This window comes from Candidatus Poriferisocius sp., from assembly GCF_965204015.1.
In the GTDB taxonomy this organism is placed as follows: domain Bacteria; phylum Actinomycetota; class Acidimicrobiia; order Acidimicrobiales; family Bin134; genus Poriferisocius.
In genome coordinates, this window is the sequence record NZ_OZ241965.1 from 765,567 (window position 1) to 780,159 (window position 14,593).

General features: G+C 66.0%; 16 protein-coding genes. 2 read left to right on the forward strand and 14 right to left on the reverse strand.

Annotation, left to right across the window (positions count from 1 at the left end; translation table 11 throughout):
- The 11 genes from ACOGJC_RS03610 to ACOGJC_RS03660 all read right to left on the reverse strand — a co-directional run bounded on the left by ACOGJC_RS03610 (position 1) and on the right by ACOGJC_RS03660 (position 9,276).
- Positions 1-1,194, reverse strand: a complete 1,194-nt coding sequence (locus ACOGJC_RS03610; RefSeq protein ID WP_419847142.1) for an acyl-CoA dehydrogenase family protein — start codon at positions 1,192-1,194, stop codon at positions 1-3.
- Between the two features lie 21 nt (positions 1,195-1,215).
- The gene (locus ACOGJC_RS03615) at positions 1,216-1,734 is read right to left on the reverse strand and encodes a hypothetical protein (protein WP_419847143.1); all 519 of its coding nucleotides are present in this window, start codon (positions 1,732-1,734) and stop codon (positions 1,216-1,218) included.
- Positions 1,731-2,138: a PaaI family thioesterase gene (locus ACOGJC_RS03620; protein ID WP_419847144.1), complete on the reverse strand. Its 408-nt coding sequence runs from the start codon at positions 2,136-2,138 to the stop codon at positions 1,731-1,733. The genes ACOGJC_RS03615 and ACOGJC_RS03620 overlap by 4 nt, the downstream gene beginning before the upstream one ends.
- A gap of 37 nt (positions 2,139-2,175) precedes the next feature.
- On the reverse strand, positions 2,176-2,625 hold the full coding sequence (locus ACOGJC_RS03625; protein ID WP_419847145.1) for an SRPBCC family protein: 450 nt from the start codon (positions 2,623-2,625) through the stop codon (positions 2,176-2,178).
- Between the two features lie 12 nt (positions 2,626-2,637).
- On the reverse strand, positions 2,638-3,447 hold the full coding sequence (locus ACOGJC_RS03630; RefSeq protein ID WP_419847146.1) for an ABC transporter ATP-binding protein: 810 nt from the start codon (positions 3,445-3,447) through the stop codon (positions 2,638-2,640).
- 24 nt (positions 3,448-3,471) lie between these two features.
- On the reverse strand, positions 3,472-4,344 hold the full coding sequence (locus ACOGJC_RS03635; protein WP_419847147.1) for a TIGR03619 family F420-dependent LLM class oxidoreductase: 873 nt from the start codon (positions 4,342-4,344) through the stop codon (positions 3,472-3,474).
- Positions 4,345-4,429: 85 nt separating this feature from the next.
- A complete protein-coding gene (locus ACOGJC_RS03640; protein WP_419847148.1) occupies positions 4,430-5,410 on the reverse strand; it encodes an acyl-CoA dehydrogenase family protein in 981 nt (326 codons plus the stop codon).
- 2 nt (positions 5,411-5,412) lie between these two features.
- Positions 5,413-6,555, reverse strand: a complete 1,143-nt coding sequence (locus tag ACOGJC_RS03645; RefSeq protein ID WP_419847149.1) for an acyl-CoA dehydrogenase family protein — start codon at positions 6,553-6,555, stop codon at positions 5,413-5,415.
- A gap of 12 nt (positions 6,556-6,567) precedes the next feature.
- Positions 6,568-7,650: an NAD(P)H-dependent flavin oxidoreductase gene (locus ACOGJC_RS03650; RefSeq protein WP_419847150.1), complete on the reverse strand. Its 1,083-nt coding sequence runs from the start codon at positions 7,648-7,650 to the stop codon at positions 6,568-6,570.
- 7 nt (positions 7,651-7,657) lie between these two features.
- Positions 7,658-8,425 (reverse strand): CoA-transferase subunit beta, encoded by a 768-nt coding sequence (locus ACOGJC_RS03655; protein WP_419847151.1) that lies wholly within the window; start codon positions 8,423-8,425, stop codon positions 7,658-7,660.
- On the reverse strand, positions 8,422-9,276 hold the full coding sequence (locus ACOGJC_RS03660; RefSeq protein ID WP_419847152.1) for a CoA transferase subunit A: 855 nt from the start codon (positions 9,274-9,276) through the stop codon (positions 8,422-8,424). Before ACOGJC_RS03660 ends, ACOGJC_RS03655 begins: the two co-directional genes overlap by 4 nt.
- A 104-nt stretch (positions 9,277-9,380) precedes the next feature.
- Here ACOGJC_RS03660 and ACOGJC_RS03665 point away from each other — a divergent pair, with 104 nt between their 5' ends.
- Positions 9,381-10,169: an SDR family oxidoreductase gene (locus ACOGJC_RS03665; RefSeq protein WP_419847153.1), complete on the forward strand. Its 789-nt coding sequence runs from the start codon at positions 9,381-9,383 to the stop codon at positions 10,167-10,169.
- A gap of 10 nt (positions 10,170-10,179) precedes the next feature.
- Positions 10,180-11,082 carry an MBL fold metallo-hydrolase gene (locus tag ACOGJC_RS03670; RefSeq protein WP_419847154.1) on the forward strand — a complete coding sequence of 301 codons (903 nt, stop codon included), beginning with the start codon at positions 10,180-10,182 and terminating at the stop codon, positions 11,080-11,082.
- Positions 11,083-11,122: 40 nt separating this feature from the next.
- On the opposite strand, the gene ACOGJC_RS03675 is transcribed toward ACOGJC_RS03670, so the two are convergent.
- The 3 genes from ACOGJC_RS03675 to ACOGJC_RS03685 form a co-directional block, all read right to left on the reverse strand.
- Positions 11,123-11,791 carry a hypothetical protein gene (locus ACOGJC_RS03675; RefSeq protein ID WP_419847155.1) on the reverse strand — a complete coding sequence of 223 codons (669 nt, stop codon included), beginning with the start codon at positions 11,789-11,791 and terminating at the stop codon, positions 11,123-11,125.
- Between the two features lie 57 nt (positions 11,792-11,848).
- Complete coding sequence (locus ACOGJC_RS03680; protein ID WP_419847156.1) at positions 11,849-13,342, reverse strand: peptidylprolyl isomerase; 1,494 nt, start codon at positions 13,340-13,342, stop codon at positions 11,849-11,851.
- A gap of 76 nt (positions 13,343-13,418) precedes the next feature.
- The gene (locus ACOGJC_RS03685) at positions 13,419-14,558 is read right to left on the reverse strand and encodes a CaiB/BaiF CoA transferase family protein (RefSeq protein ID WP_419847157.1); all 1,140 of its coding nucleotides are present in this window, start codon (positions 14,556-14,558) and stop codon (positions 13,419-13,421) included.
- Between the last annotated feature and the right edge of the window lie 35 nt (positions 14,559-14,593).

The following is a 14,593-nucleotide window of genomic DNA, read 5'->3' on the forward strand; positions in this document are numbered from 1 at the left end:
CTATCGCTCCTTGGGCAAGCCCAGGATGCGCTCACCGATGATGTTCCGCTGGATCTCAGATGTGCCCGCCGCGATCGACAGGCTGAGCACATACAGCCGGCTAGCCACCATGTCGCCGCCGGTCTGCTCATCGCCTACGTCGTCGGCGAGCACGAGGGCTTCCCGATCGAGCATGCGGTGGGCCAAATCGGCCATTCGCTTTTTGACCTCGGCGTAGTAGAGCTTGAACACCGACCCGCCCGGGCCGGGCATCCCCGTGCGCTGAGCCTGCGACACCACCCGCTTGGTGAGCGCCCACAGGGCGTCGTATTCGGCCTGGAGATGGCCGATCTCCCGGCGAATCTCGTCGTCATCCCAGGCGGTTGACCCGTTGCGGGGAACGCGCTGGGCCAATTCAGACATCTCGGCCAGCTGGTTCATCGTGCCCAGCAACTCGCTGATGAAGGCGGTGCCGCGCTCGAAGCTGAACGTGACCATGGCCACTCGCCACCCGTCGTTCTCGTCGCCCACCCGATTCTCCACCGGGATGCGGACCTCGTCGAAGAACACCTCGCAGAACTCGCTGGACCCGGCCACCGTGGTGATGGGCCGCACTTCGATGCCGGGCAGGTCCATCGGGCAGATCAGCCAGGTGATGCCCCGGTGCTTGGGGGCGTCGGGGTCGGTGCGCACCAAGAGCTCGCAGTAGTCGGCCACATGGCCGAACGAGGTCCAGATTTTCTGGCCGGTCACCACGTAGTGGTCGCCGTCGCGAATGGCCCGGGTGGACAGCGAAGCCAGGTCGGATCCGGCGTTGGGCTCGGAGAATCCCTGGCACCACACCTCCTCGCCCTTCAACATGGCGGGCAAGTGGCGGGCCTGCTGTTCAGCAGTGGCCTCGAGGATGAGGGTGGGGCCGGCATGGAGCTGGGCGACGAAGTTCATCCCCACATACGGGGCACCCATCCGGGTGGTCTCCTCCAGGAAGATCAAGTGCTCGGTGGGAGTGGAGCCCCGGCCGCCGAACTCAGAGGGCCAGTTGATGCCCGCGTATCCGGCGTCGTAGAGCTTGCGCTGCCAGCCCATGTCCCACTCCCGGCGAGCGATCCAATCGTCGCGGTCGGGAGGGTCGCCCAGCGTGGGCAGCACATCGCCCAGCCAGGCCCGCAGCTCGTCGCGGAACGCAATCTCTTCCGCGGAGAATCGAATATCCATCGGCAGCGATGGTACCGACCTTCAGAGAAGGGGCAGTAGTCGGTCCATGAGCGAGTCGACCTCGCGGGCGCAGGCGATGAAGATGTCGTCGTCAAAGCCGCCGGGATCCACCACTTCCTCGCCATAGGGCACCGGGGCGTCGGCCAAGTTGAGGGCGGCTACCCGCTGAGCCAGCGGCTCAGGACCAGGTGGCAACACGTCTACTAGGCGCTTGATGGTGGCGGTGCGGGCCGCGGCTTCGGGGTGGACTCGGCGCACATAGTCGACGTGTTCGGGGGCGAAGGCCACGATGAGATCGGCACCCCCGGCCTCGGCGGCGGTGAGCTGGTGGCTGCGGTGGCTTCCGTCGGCCAGACCCAGGGATTCCAGCGCCCGCCGGGTTCGCCCGCTCATGGGCAGACCCTCGATGCTGTGGGTGCCGGCTCCGATGAATCGAACGGCGTCGGTCCGGTCCCGCCCGATAACAGTGGCCATCACCGAGCGGACGGCGTTGCCGGTACACAGCATTACCACCACTGGCCGGGGGTCTGATTCAGTCATGGCCTCTCAGCGGCAGGGCGGACGAACAGGGCCTCGGCTTCGGCGGTCAGTACGCCACCAGCATGGCACTGGCCCGCCGCGGTGACCCGCCGGCTGCGGACACTGGTCAACCGGCCGGTGAGAACCAGCTCGGTGTTGAGCGGGGTGAGCACTCTGTAGCGCACGGTGAGTCGACCGGTAAACGCCCCCTTGCGCCCGGTCAGTCGGTAGGGCAGCACCCCGAGCAAGTTGTCGAACATGGCGGCCAGATACCCGCCGTGGATGGAGCCGGGCGGGCCTTGATAATCCTCGCCCAAGCACACCACGGCAGTCACGGTGGGGTGGCCCAAGTCGTCAACGTCGTAGCTCACGTCCAAGGCCGCAGGCAGCAGGTTGGGCGCTGGCAGCCGCCCCGACTCGCTCACGCTGCGTTCCGGATCGACCAGGTCGCCAGTGGACGCCTCACGCCGATTGAGCTCGGTTCTGAGCCTCCTCGGCGATGCCGGCAGCCATCTTCGCTACCGCCGACGCCATGAAATTGCGCAAAATCCCGCCGGTCAGCGGAATGACGACGTCGAACCAGGAATCCCAGTGAAGCTGGCAGCTATCGCCCCCGTCGTCGCCCACCAGAATCATCTCGGAGCGGTAGTTTCGTATCGGCAGCGGCGCGCTCAGCAACCGATAGACCATGCGATAGGGCGGCTCGAAAACGGTGACCTCCTCACGAGTGCTCACCGGGCCGGTGCGAAACGCCCGGACCGCTCCCACGCCGTTGCGCTCGGGCGATCCCTCGATTTCCACGTCGACCCGGGAAGCGGGCGTCCACCGGGCATAGAGCTCGTGGCTGGTCATGACCTCCCAAGCGATCTCCCGGGGAGCCGCTATAGAAGTGGAGGATGAGAAAGTCTGCATCGGCGGCAACCGCTAGCCCAGATAGGCGTCGCGCACGGCCGAGTTGTTGCGGACTTCCTCGGGCGAGCCCTCACCGATCACCTGGCCCAGGTTCAACACGGTGATCAAATCACACTGGGCCATCACAAAGGCCACGTCGTGCTCCACCAGCAGCACCGAGCACTGGTCTTCAGACCGGATGGTTTGGATGATCTGGCCGAGTTGTTCGGCCTCGTCGTGCTCGATGCCCGAAGTGGGCTCGTCCAGCAATAGGAGTTTGGGACGGGACACGATGGCCCGGCCCAACTCCACCATGCGGGCCCGGGCGATAGGCAGCTCACCTGCCGGAGTGTCGGTGATGTCGGTGAGGCCGCAGAGCTCCAGCACCTCATCCACCCGCTCACGCCGCTCGGCCTCGATGCGCCGCCGGGAGGGCAAGGCGAACAGGTCGGCGGTGATGCCGCCTCCTCCCCCCTCCCACTCCAGAGCAGCCAGAACATTGTCGGCCACCGACAGCCAGCCGAACGGCTGCTGGCGCTGGAATGTGCGGCGGATGCCCTGCCGGGCCCGCCAGGTCGCTGGCCGGCCGGTGAGCTCCTCGCCTTCCAGGCGGATCGAGCCGGCTGCCGGGGTGTTTACCCCGGTGATGCTGTCGAACAGGGTGGTCTTGCCCGCGCCGTTGGGTCCGATAAGTCCTCTGACCTGGCCAGGCGGAACCGACATAGACACATTGTCAACCGCCACCACCCCGCCGAAGCGCACGGTGACTCCTTGAACCTCCAAGAGGGGCTGGCCCGAATCGGCGGGACGCTCGGCCACCGCAGTGGCGCCCTCAGTGCTCATCTCCGCCACGCTACTCCCCCAAGCTCACAGGCGGGAGATCACCGCGTCGGCGACGGCTGCCATGGTGTCGCGCTTGAACTCTATAGACGAGGTGGCCAGACCGTGGCTGAACAGCCACGGGACCACGTTCAGGTCGGTGACCCCCAACTCCTTGAGCTGCTCCACGTCATCCAGCGTGGGCGCCTCGTTGAGCGCCATCATGATGCGGTAGTCGGCGCGGTCGGCGGTGCCAGCCTCTTGGCGGGCGGCGGTGAGCTGGCCCACCATTTCTCTGAGTTCGCTGATTTCGAAGTTGATGCCCAGCCAGCCGTCCCAGCGGGCCGCGCGGGCCAGAGCGGGCTTGGACACGCCCCCGATGAGCACGGGTACTGGCTCGGTGGGCACCGGCTCCATCTGTACCGGCGGGAAGTCGTAGAACTCCCCGGAGTGGCTCACCATGCCGTTGGTGGTCAGGAACTTCCTCAGCACCTCCAGCATCTCGTCGGTGTGGCGGCCCCGGCGGTGGAAGTCCTGGCCGGTGAGCAAGAACTCGTCCTTCATCCAGCCGACACCGGCGCCCAGCTCCACCCGGTTATCGCTGAACACCGCCGCGGTTGAGATCAGCTTGGCCACCGAGAACACCTCCCGCAGCGGGGGGATGTACACCAGGGGCATGAACCGCAATGTGGTGGTGTGCTGGGCCAGCACCGCGGCGGTCATCCACACATCGGGAAAGTCGGTATTGGGATCCCACCAGATGCTGCCGTCCTCGGAATAGGGATAGGGCGCTTCGATGTTCTGAGGGGTGACCAGGTGATCGGCAGTGGTCAGCCCGGTAAAACCCAGCTCCTCGGCAGCCACGGCTATGTCGACCAGCTGCTCCGTCTCCGCAAACGCAATGCTCTGCCAAACGCGCATAAATCCCTCCTGGATAAATCTCCGTGGCCGCAGCGTAACCGGCCACTGATTCCAGGGGCCCGGTCGCTGACGGTCCTTCGGCGACTCAGATACCTAGAGCAGCGGCGATTCGGTTCTGGTGCCAGGCCGCATCGCCCCAAGCGGCCGAAAGAGCCCAGCCCCGCTTCATCCACAGGTGCAGGTCGTATTCGAAGGTGTAGCCGATGGCCCCGTGGCACTGAAGGGCGGTGCGGGCGGCCAGGTCCACCGCTTCGGAGGCCAGGGCCTTGGCCAGGGACACGTCCCGGCTGCGGTCGGGATCACCGGCGGCGATGCACCAGGCGGCATGGCGGGCCGCGGGGCGGGCGAATTCGATCTTGAGCGCGGCGTCGGCCAGGTGATGTTTCACAGCTTGGTAGCTGCCCACCGGTTTGCCGAACTGATAGCGCTGGGCCACGTACTCCACGGTGGCGTCCAGCAGGTGCTGGGCCACACCCACACACTGGGCGGCAGCCGCCCCGGCGGCCCGGTCGAAGGCCAATGCCGGATCGGCGTCCAGCACCACAACCTCCCCGTCCACCTCGTACAGGCGTCGCGATCCGTCCACCGATCGATGCTCGACCAGCGATGCGCCCTCCACCGGCAGAGCCCGAACCTCGTCGCCGATGAGCAGCACCACATCGCATGTGGCCGCTCCTACGGCATAGCCCCCCTCGGGTCCTGCACCCAGCGTCGCTTCCCCGGCTGCCGCCTGTTCCAACCAGGCGTCGGCCATGGAGCCACCGGCTTCGGCCAGGGTGGGGATGCCCACTGCGGTGTGCTCCAGCAGAGGCTCGGGCAGGGCAGCCCGGCCGGCTTCTTCGAGCAACAGCACCAGGTCGGCCTCATCCATGCCCAGCCCACCAGCCGACTCGGGGGCAGTCATGCCCACCACGCCCATCTCAGCCAGTGCCGCCCACAGGCCGTCGGTTCGGCCGGTGTCGTTCTCCCAGGCCGATCGAACCACCTCGGGCGGGCACTCGTTGGCCAGGAAGTCCCGCACCGCCTCCTGAAACATGACCTGGTCGTCGCTGAACGAGAAATCCACGCCTACCGCCTCGGAAGCCCCAGGACCCGCTCAGAGATGATGTTTCTCTGAATCTCGTTGGTGCCGGCGTAGATCGGCCCCGACAGAGCGAACACATAGCCGTCCATCCACGAGCTGTCGGCCCGCTCCCCGTCACGGCCCAAAAGGCGCAGGGCGGTGGCGTGCAGTTCCACGTCGAGCTCCGACCAGAGCACCTTCATGAAGCTGGCCTCTGAGCCGATGGGGGCACCGCCCCGCAAACGGGCCTCGGTGGCGTAGGTCTGCCAGCGGTAGGCCTGGGCCCCCATCCAGGCGCCCACCACTTGATCGCGCCGGTCCAGGTCGGGGCCCCGACTGTCGGCCAGCTCCCGGTAGAGGCCCACCAGACGGTCAGCGGCCGCCATGAACCGGCCCGGCGCCCGCAGGTTCAGCCCCCGCTCGCTGCCGGTGGTGGCCATGGCCACGGCCCAGCCCTCGCCCTCGCCGCCCAGCAGGTAGCGCTCGTGCACCCGGGCGCCGTCGAAGAACAGCTCGGCGAAACCGGGCTCGCCGTCCAAACGGCCGATGGCCCGAGCATCAAGGCCCTCGGTATCGGCCGGAATCAGCAGATAGCTCAGCCCGGCGTGGCGCTCGGAGTCGGGATCGGTGCGCACCAAGCAGAAGAACCAGTCGGCAAACGCCCCCCGAGAACACCAGGTCTTCTGGCCCTCGATCACGAAGTATTCGCCGTCGCGCCGGGCCTTGGTCTTGATCCCGGCCAAGTCCGACCCGGCGTCGGGCTCCGACCAGCCCTGGGCCCAGATCTCATCGCCCCGGGCCATGGGCCGCAGGAATCGGTCCTGCTGCTCGGGGGTGCCGAAGTCGAAGATGGTGGGGGCCAAGAGGCTCACCCCGTTGGATGACACCCGTCCCGGCGCACCCGACGCCCAGTACTCCTCCTCGAAGATCAGCCACTCCACCAGCGACGCCTCTCGGCCGCCGTAACGCTCGGGCCACGACACCACCGCCCAACCGGCGTCAAACAAGATGTGCTCCCACGCCCGGTGCTCCTCGAACCCCTCCGGAGTGTCCATCGACGCCAGCGGATCAGCAGGTACGTTCTCAGCCAGCCAGGTGCGGGCCTCCTCCCGAAATGCCTCCTCGGCCGACGTGAACGACAGATCCATCAGCGCAGAACTCTAGAAAGAACTCTGGTCAGGACCCGAACCGGCCAGGCGATCCAACACTTCCAGGGCTTCGGCGACGGTGGAGTCGATGATCTCCTGACAGCTGGGTAGAGCGTCGATGTTGCCCACCACCTGCCCGGTGGGCAGGATTCCGACCTCGGGATGGCCGTCGACCATGGCGGCCTTGGTCATCATGGGGGCGTTGGCGGCCATGGCCATCTGGGCCCAGGTGAGGTTGAGGCTGCGGCGCATGGCCAATCCCTCCGACAAGAGTTGGCGATAGCCCACCCCGGTGAGGGCTCGGAACTTGAGTGCGTTACGGGCCGCCCGGATGAACGACAGCGGCCCCGACCGCTCTAGTCGGGAGATCACACGGGTGTTGATCACCCGCTGGGGCACGCCGTCCACCGCGGTGGTAACCACCGTGCCGGTGAGCTTGGTGTCGAGGTAAACGGCCTTGACGTGATCAGGCACGTCGCTGTCAGACGACAGCAGAAAGCGGGTACCCATTGCGACGCCGTCGGCCCCAAAGGCCAAGGCCGCCGCCAGAGAGCGTCCGTCCACCATGCCGCCAGCGGCTATGACCGGGATATCCACGGTGTCGATCACCGCGGGCAGAAGAAGCGTGGTGGCGATGGGCCCGGTGTGGCCTCCGCCCTCGGCCCCTTGGGCAATCACCGCGTCGACCCCCCAGGCAGCCACCTTCTCGGCGTGACGGGGGGCACCGATGGTGGGAACCACCGCTACTCCGGCGTCCTTCAGCTTCTTGACGATGGCCTCGCCAGGGGCTTGGGCGAAGCTGGCCACGGGGATCTGCGCCGCGATGATGTGGTCAACCCGACGGTCGATGTCGGCGGCATCGGTGCGGAGGTTGACCCCGAAGGGGCGGTCGGTCGTCGCAGCCACCGCGTCGATGGTCTCGACCATCTGATCGAAGGTGAGGGGCGCGGCGGCGATGATGCCCAGGCCGCCGGCATTGGAGGTGGCCGCTGTCAGCCGGGCTCCCGACACCCAGCCCATTCCGGTTTGCACGATGGGATACTCCACCCCGAACAGCTGGCACACCCTGGTCTGGAGTCGGGGATCTACAGCCATCGGGGGCTCAGCGGAACTCGGCCTTTCGGGCACTGGTGGGGTCGAGCACCTCGCGGACCAGGCGTAGCTCTTCGTCGGTGGGCAGCCGGGTCTCGGCCACCTCGTCGGTGCCAGCCAGCTCGAAGCCGGTTGCCTCCACCACCTGCTCCACGGTCACACCAGGGTGGACCGAAGCGACCCTCATGCGGTTGTCGTCGGTCTGGAAGTCGAACACTCCAAGGTTGGACACCACCCGGCGCACCTCGTGGTAGCGGTTGCTCGGCGAGCCCAATTCCCGCATGCGGTCGTAGCCCGGCCCCGAAACCACGTCGACCGACGACACAAAGGAGCGGGTGGAGTGGTTGGGCACCCAGTAGCTAGTGGTGTGGTTGACCAGATTGCCCGGGGCGCCCCGCAAGCCGAGAAGCTGGGCCTTGGGCTGGCGGAAGTCGCCGATGGCAGCGATGTTCTGGTTGCCCCACTGGTCGATCTGGCTGGCGCCCATCATCACGTGGCGCTTGCCCGACCACACGATGTCGAAAACCGTGCGGTAAGGCACCCACGCCTCCACCACCTTGGGGGCATCAGGATCACCCACCGGGAAGTCGTTGGCCGGCAACACCGACACCGTGTCGGTGTACACCAGGTCGGGCTCAAAGGTGGCCCGAGCCAGCCGGCCGCCCACGATGGGCACGGTCCCGATGGGGTTGCACAGAATCTCGCCGTCACCCCGGAAGGCCTCGGCGCAGGCCACCACGCAGATCTCGTCGATGGTTGCTTCGGTGATGCTGCTCATGCCCGGGCCTCCAGCGCCTTCAGGTATTCGGCATGGGAGGGAGCTTCCAGGTAGGTGGCCCGGAACGCCTCCCAGGCCTCGGGGTCGCGGGCGGTGGCGGCGTATTCCCGCTGGAAGGCCTCGTCGCGCCCGTAGTCGGGCGGGCATTCGGTGAAATGCGCCCCTTGGGGCGCCTCAACCACACCGTCGGTGAATATGCGCTGGATGCGAAGCGTGTGCACGGGCCCCTCGTCCAGCAGGTTCTCGGTGGGCACAATCTTCTCGGTGCTCAGATAGGTCTTATCGGCGGCCATGGCGAACAGGTCGTCGAAATACAGATCAGGCCCCAAGAACTGGCCGTTGCCGGCGGCATCGGCCCGGTTCATGTGGATCAGTGCAGCGTCGAGCTTGAAGGCAGGAATGGCCACCAGTTCCTCCCCATCGTCATACGGCGACGTCACCGTGCGCAGCTCGGGGTTCATGGTCAACATGTCGGAGCCCAGACCGGCCCGGGTGGGATAGAACGGCACCCGGTGGGCGGCGGCCAAAAGCCCCAGGTAGAAGGCCCCCTCGTCCAACTCGGTGAACTCGATGGCCCCGCTTTGGCGAGCCTGGCGGAAATGAGGCTCCAACGGTATGGAGTCGAGGGACACGAATCCGTACACCGCCCGGCGCAGCTTGCCCGCCGCACACAACAACCCAATGTCGGGTCCCCCGTAGGCCACCACCGTGAGGTCCTTGAGATCGGAGCGCAATATCGCCCGCACCAGCGACATGGGTTTGCGCCGGGACCCCCAGCCGCCGATGCCAATGGTCATCCCGTCCTTGAGTTCGGCGACGACCTCGTCTTCGGTCATCCGCTTGTCGACCATGGCGGCGACGATAGCCCGCGCCTATGACCTGGCCCACACTGGCAGTAGAGCCTCCTTCAGCGTGGTAGTGCTCCCAGCAGTCCCCATAGGGCACACTGGCAGCAATGGATGACCTCGATTTCACCGGCAAGACCGCCATCATCACAGGCGGCACCAAGGGGCTGGGCCGAGGCATGGCCACTCGCTTTCTGGCCGCTGGTGCCGATGTGGTGATCTGCGCCCGCCGTCCGCCAGACGAGCCGGTGACCGCTGACGGCCGTGAGGCACTGTTCGTGGCCGCCGACGTGCGGGACCCCGAGCAGATCGCCGGGGTGGTGACTGCCGCGGTGGAGCGCACCGGACGGGTCGACACTCTCATCAACAATGCGGGCGGAGCTCCTCCGGCAGAGTCGGCCACGGTGTCGCCCCGATTCAACGAGAAGATTGTGGCCTTGAACCTGATGGCCCCGATGGCATTCAGCCAGGCGGTGTATCCGGTTATGCAGAGCCAGGACAGCGGCGGGGTGATCCTCAACATCTCGTCGGTGTCGGGCATCCGACCCAACCCCATGGGGATCGCCTACGGGGCAGCCAAGGCCGGGCTGTTGAACCTGAGTGAGACCCTGGCGGTGGAGTGGGGGCCCAAAATACGGGTGCTGACCGTGACCGTTGGGCTAATTGTGACCGAAGACGCCCACCTCTATTACGGCGACGAGGCCGGCATCGCCGCGGTGGGCGAGACCATCGCCTTGGGCCGCATGGGCCAACCCGACGATGTGGCCGACGTGTGCCTGTTCTTGGCGTCACCCATGGCCCGGTGGATGTCGGGGGCCAACATCAAGGTTCACGGCGGCGGGGAGAAGCCGGCCTATCTGGGCGTCTCCACCGGCGAGGTGGCCGCCGAGGAAGGCTGACTGCCCACAAATGGCGGTGAGCATCCCGTTTCTGACCGAGCCGGAAGTGGACTACGGCGCGGTGGTGGAGATGGCCCCGGGCCTGCGCCGGGTGATGGCCAACAACCCCAGCAAGTTCACCTACCGGGGCACCGGCACCTACATCGTGGGACGAGGCCGGGTAGCCATCGTTGACCCCGGCCCCGACGACGCCGACCACATCGCCGCTGTCGTAGCCGCGGTGGAAGGCGAACAGGTGGAAGCCCTGCTCATCACCCACACCCACCGTGACCACTCCCCCGCGTCCCGGGCTGTGGCCGAGGCCACCGGGGCTCAGGCCTATGGCTTCGGCCCCCATCCGGCGGCTGACACCGACGATGGCAAGAGCGAGGAGCGGGGCGACGTCGATTTCGCCCCCGATGCGGCCGTGGTCCACGGCGATGTGATCGAGGGGCCGGGGTGGAGCTTCGAGTGCCTGCACACCCCCGGCCACATCTCCAACCACATCGCCTACCGCTGGCGGGAGGCGGCGGGTGTATTCACGGGCGACCACATCATGGGCTGGTCCACCACCATCATCCCCCCGCCCGACGGCAACATGACCGACTACCTGGCCAGCCTGCGCCTATTGGCCGATTCCCCCGACGACCGGGTGTACTGGCCCACCCATGGCCCGCCGGTCACCGAACCCCATGCGTTGGTGGAGGCTCTCTATGCCCACCGCCTGGACCGGGAACACCAGATCATGGAGTGCTTGACCACCGGACCGCAGACCATCCCGGAAATGGTGGAGGTGATGTACGCGGAGGTGGCCAAAGAACTGCATGAGCCCGCCGCTCGCTCGGTGCTGGCCCACCTCATCGCCATGGTCGCCGACGGCCGGGTGGGCACCGACGAAACCGCGACCGCCGAGGCAGTATACTACCGCAACTAACAGGGGGTTCGGAGCGCCGCCGCCTCCCCCTGCTGTTCAACTACGAGACCGTCTCGGGAGACGCGTTCAAGTAGCAGGAGGTAAGCGCGGACGCCACCTCGTCTTGTGCCTGGCCGAAGCCCTCCCCCGTGTCGACCACCATGGCATCCCTCACGACGGCCCGCAGCCCGTCAACGGAGATTTGGGAGGCGATGCATTGGGCTCGATCTATCGGCTCACCTTCTGAGACCAAGACCTGCACCACGAAGTTCCGCCAGTCAACACAACCCAATGACAGGTTCTCCAGATCAAACGCCTCACGGTCGGAAATGTCGAACCAGTCCCCGAAGACGAACAATCCAGGCTGCCGGTATGCCTCAGCAAACGACTCTGGGTTGAGATCCAATTCGTCAAGCCGTTCGTCGGTGAATACGGCAAAGGCCTCCTCGGCCAGACACATGATCTCCTGTCGGGTCATGAAGGTGGTGACCAGTTCGTCACCCAAGACCAACTCGGCAAATGTGTCGGTCAACTCTTGTCGGTTGGGTCCGGGCGGATCGCCGCTATCAGCCTGCTCGCCGTTCTCAGGATCAGCAGCGCCGGGAACAGCGGCGTCGGTGGGCGGCGGCGTGGGGGCTTCGACCGCCTCGGTGGGTTGGGCCGCGGGGGCCTGGGTAGTCGGCGCGGACGGTGCGCTGCCCTCGCTTTCGCTCGAGCAGGCTGTCGCCATAATGGCGACAAGGAATATCGGAATGAACCAGCCGCGGCGCACAGGACAGCTCTTGTGTCAGCCGGTTTCCTCGATGGTCACTGAATGAACGATAACCGGAGGCTCAGGGCCCCCACCCAGAGGATTGTCAGGCTGGTCCACGTGGCTGGCCAGAATAGCCTCGGCCACCGCCAGGCTCGCATCGTCCATCTGACCGAACACCACGTAGGTGCCCTGGCTGTTGAGCCGGGCGGTGTTCTCGTTGACGGCGATGAAGAACTGGGCGCTGGCGCTATCGGGCGCCGCAGTGCGGGCCATCACCAGTTGGCCCGGCTCATAGGTGAATCCTGCGCCCTCATCAGGAATGGTGTAGCCCGGACCGGGATCAGACGGGGAATTCGTATGGGGCGCCCCACCCTGGATAATCCCGATGCTCGGATCGGTCCGGAACAACAGCGTCTCGTCGTAGTAGTGATGGCGGGCCAACACTGCGAAATTATTGGCCGTGACCGGCGTGTTCGCCATGTCGAGGGCGATTCTCATCTCCCCTGCGGTGGTGTCGAACACCGCGGTGTACTGCTTCGTGGGGTCCAAGCACATGGGCTGCGGACCGTCGAAATACAGCACGGACGGACCAGATCCGTCAGCAGGCGGGCAGGCACCTGATCCAAAAGTCGTGGTGAAAGCGGGATCGGGGTTGTCGAACGCCGAACCGCCCATTAGCTCCATTTCCTCGGGGGTCAGGCAGCGGTTCTGAAGGGCAATGAGCTCACCCATCATCTCCAATACTGCTTCTTCTTCGTCAGGCTCTGAGCCCTCAAGCATCATCTCGACCACTTCATCGGGCAATCCGTCGGCCACACATCGGGCGCTGTCCTCAGAGAGGCCCTGTAGGACGTATGTCTCATAGAGCATCTCCCGCACATTGACACAGGATTGAAATGCCGCCATCGCCTCCGAATCAGCAATCCCAAGGTCATCCTCGGACTCGGCCAGCAACGAAGCTGCCACTGCGGACCGAATCCCCTCTTCAGAGATCTCAGATGCAATGCAATTTGCCTGGTCTGCCGGAAGGCCCTCGCTTGCTATTGCCTCAGCTAGAACGGTTCGCCATTCCATGCACTCCAAGGCCTTGTCCACGACTTGTGACTCCTCTTGGTCGGTTATGTCGTAGTCGTCGCCCAGGGCAAAAGTGCCCCTATCGGTGTACGCCTCGGCCAGCCGAGCCCCGTTCATGCCCAACTCATCGATCCGTTCATCAGAAAAGACACCGGCCAAGTTGTCACCCAAGCAGCGGATCTGGTCTTCACCCACGACGGCTGGCCGCTCGGCGTCCTCCAACATCACCGTGAAAATTGCGTCGGACAGCTCGCGCTGGCTGGCAGAGAGCGGAGTAGCGGCCTCGGCGGGCTCAGGCGCAGATTCCTCGGCAGCCTCGGGGGGCTGGGATACGGCCTCGGTCGCTACCGCGGCCGGTTCGCTGTCGTCGCTGTCGCTCGAGCAGGCCGCGGCAATCAGGCAGACCAGGGCTAAAGGCAAAACCAGTTTCAATATGCGCATGTAGGCACCCATCTTCCAATCACCATCAACGACGTACCAACGGTACTCACGGTTCCGCCAAAAGCGGCGAAATTACCTGTATGCCATTTCAGGCCACGGCGCCCGTCGTCCGGAGCTCGGCCACCTCCCCGGTGGAATAGCCCAACTCGGCGAGAAGCGCATCGGTGTCGGCCCCGGGGGACTGCGATTGCACGGAGGGCTCCGATGGCGTCCCCTCGAAGCGGGGAGCGGGCCGGGGCTGGGTAACCCCGCTGAACTCGAAGAATGAATCACGGGCCTGGGCGTGAGGATGCGACGGAGTTTGGCCCATGGTCAGCACCGGGGTGACGCAGGCGTCGGTGCCGTCAAACACGGCCATCCACTCATCCTGGGTGCGGTTGGCGATGATCTCGCCCACTCGCTGCTTCATCTCTGGCCACCGGTCCCGGTCCATCTGGTCGGGCAAATCGTCGGCGCCGGCCAGGCCGATCCCGGCCATGAACTCGGCGTGGAACTGGGGCTCGATGGCCCCCACCGACAGCCATTTGCCGTCGGCAGTGCCGTACACCTCGTAGAAGTAGGCCCCGGAGTCCAAGAAATTGGCCCCGTATTCGTCGGTCCAGAATCCGCTGGCGTGGGCTGCGTACAGGGGTGACAGCAGGTAGGCGGCGCCGTCCACCATGGCCGCGTCCACCACTTGGCCGTCGCCGCCCCTCGCCACCTCCAACAGCGCGGCCACCATGCCCAGCACCAGGAACACCGAGCCGCCCCCGAAGTCGCCGATGAGGTTGAGCGGCACCGACGGAGGCTGTCCTGTCCGCCCGATGTGGGCCAGCGGTCCGGCCAGGGAGATGTAGTTGATGTCGTGGCCGGCCCGGTCGGCCAGCGGGCCGCTCTGGCCCCAGCCGGTCATTCGCCCGTACACCAGCTTGGAGTTTCGGGCCAGGCACTCTTCAGGCCCAACGCCGAGGCGCTCAGCAACCCCGGCCCGGAAACCCTCGAACAGCCCGTCAGAAGCCTCGACTAGACGAAGCACGGCTTCCACGCCTTCGGGCTGTTTGAGGTTGAAGGCCACGGTGCGCTTGCCCCGCTCCATGGGACCCGACTGCGAGGCCACTGGGTTGCCCGAGCCGCCCACCCGGTCGATCCGGATCACCTCGGCACCCAAATCCGACAGCATCATGCCGGCGAACGGAGTGGGGCCGATGCCGGCCAACTCGACGATGCGCATTCCCTTTAGCGGACCCATGGCCCTACGGTATGCCTGCGAGCCGGAGCAACCGA

Bases quoted from the DNA above. Each gene is read 5' to 3' on its own strand.
- ACOGJC_RS03610 (WP_419847142.1), bottom strand. From the start codon at position 1,194: ATGGATATTCGATTCTCCGCGGAAGAGATTGCGTTCCGCGACGAGCTG.
- ACOGJC_RS03615 (WP_419847143.1), bottom strand. From the start codon at position 1,734: ATGACTGAATCAGACCCCCGGCCAGTGGTGGTAATGCTGTGTACCGGC.
- ACOGJC_RS03625 (WP_419847145.1), bottom strand. From the start codon at position 2,625: ATGCAGACTTTCTCATCCTCCACTTCTATAGCGGCTCCCCGGGAGATC.
- ACOGJC_RS03630 (WP_419847146.1), bottom strand. From the start codon at position 3,447: ATGAGCACTGAGGGCGCCACTGCGGTGGCCGAGCGTCCCGCCGATTCG.
- ACOGJC_RS03635 (WP_419847147.1), bottom strand. From the start codon at position 4,344: ATGCGCGTTTGGCAGAGCATTGCGTTTGCGGAGACGGAGCAGCTGGTC.
- ACOGJC_RS03645 (WP_419847149.1), bottom strand. From the start codon at position 6,555: ATGGATCTGTCGTTCACGTCGGCCGAGGAGGCATTTCGGGAGGAGGCC.
- ACOGJC_RS03650 (WP_419847150.1), bottom strand. From the start codon at position 7,650: ATGGCTGTAGATCCCCGACTCCAGACCAGGGTGTGCCAGCTGTTCGGG.
- ACOGJC_RS03655 (WP_419847151.1), bottom strand. From the start codon at position 8,425: ATGAGCAGCATCACCGAAGCAACCATCGACGAGATCTGCGTGGTGGCC.
- ACOGJC_RS03660 (WP_419847152.1), bottom strand. From the start codon at position 9,276: ATGGTCGACAAGCGGATGACCGAAGACGAGGTCGTCGCCGAACTCAAG.
- ACOGJC_RS03665 (WP_419847153.1), top strand. From the start codon at position 9,381: ATGGATGACCTCGATTTCACCGGCAAGACCGCCATCATCACAGGCGGC.
- ACOGJC_RS03670 (WP_419847154.1), top strand. From the start codon at position 10,180: ATGGCGGTGAGCATCCCGTTTCTGACCGAGCCGGAAGTGGACTACGGC.
- ACOGJC_RS03675 (WP_419847155.1), bottom strand. From the start codon at position 11,791: ATGGCGACAGCCTGCTCGAGCGAAAGCGAGGGCAGCGCACCGTCCGCG.
- ACOGJC_RS03680 (WP_419847156.1), bottom strand. From the start codon at position 13,342: ATGGGTGCCTACATGCGCATATTGAAACTGGTTTTGCCTTTAGCCCTG.
- ACOGJC_RS03685 (WP_419847157.1), bottom strand. From the start codon at position 14,558: ATGGGTCCGCTAAAGGGAATGCGCATCGTCGAGTTGGCCGGCATCGGC.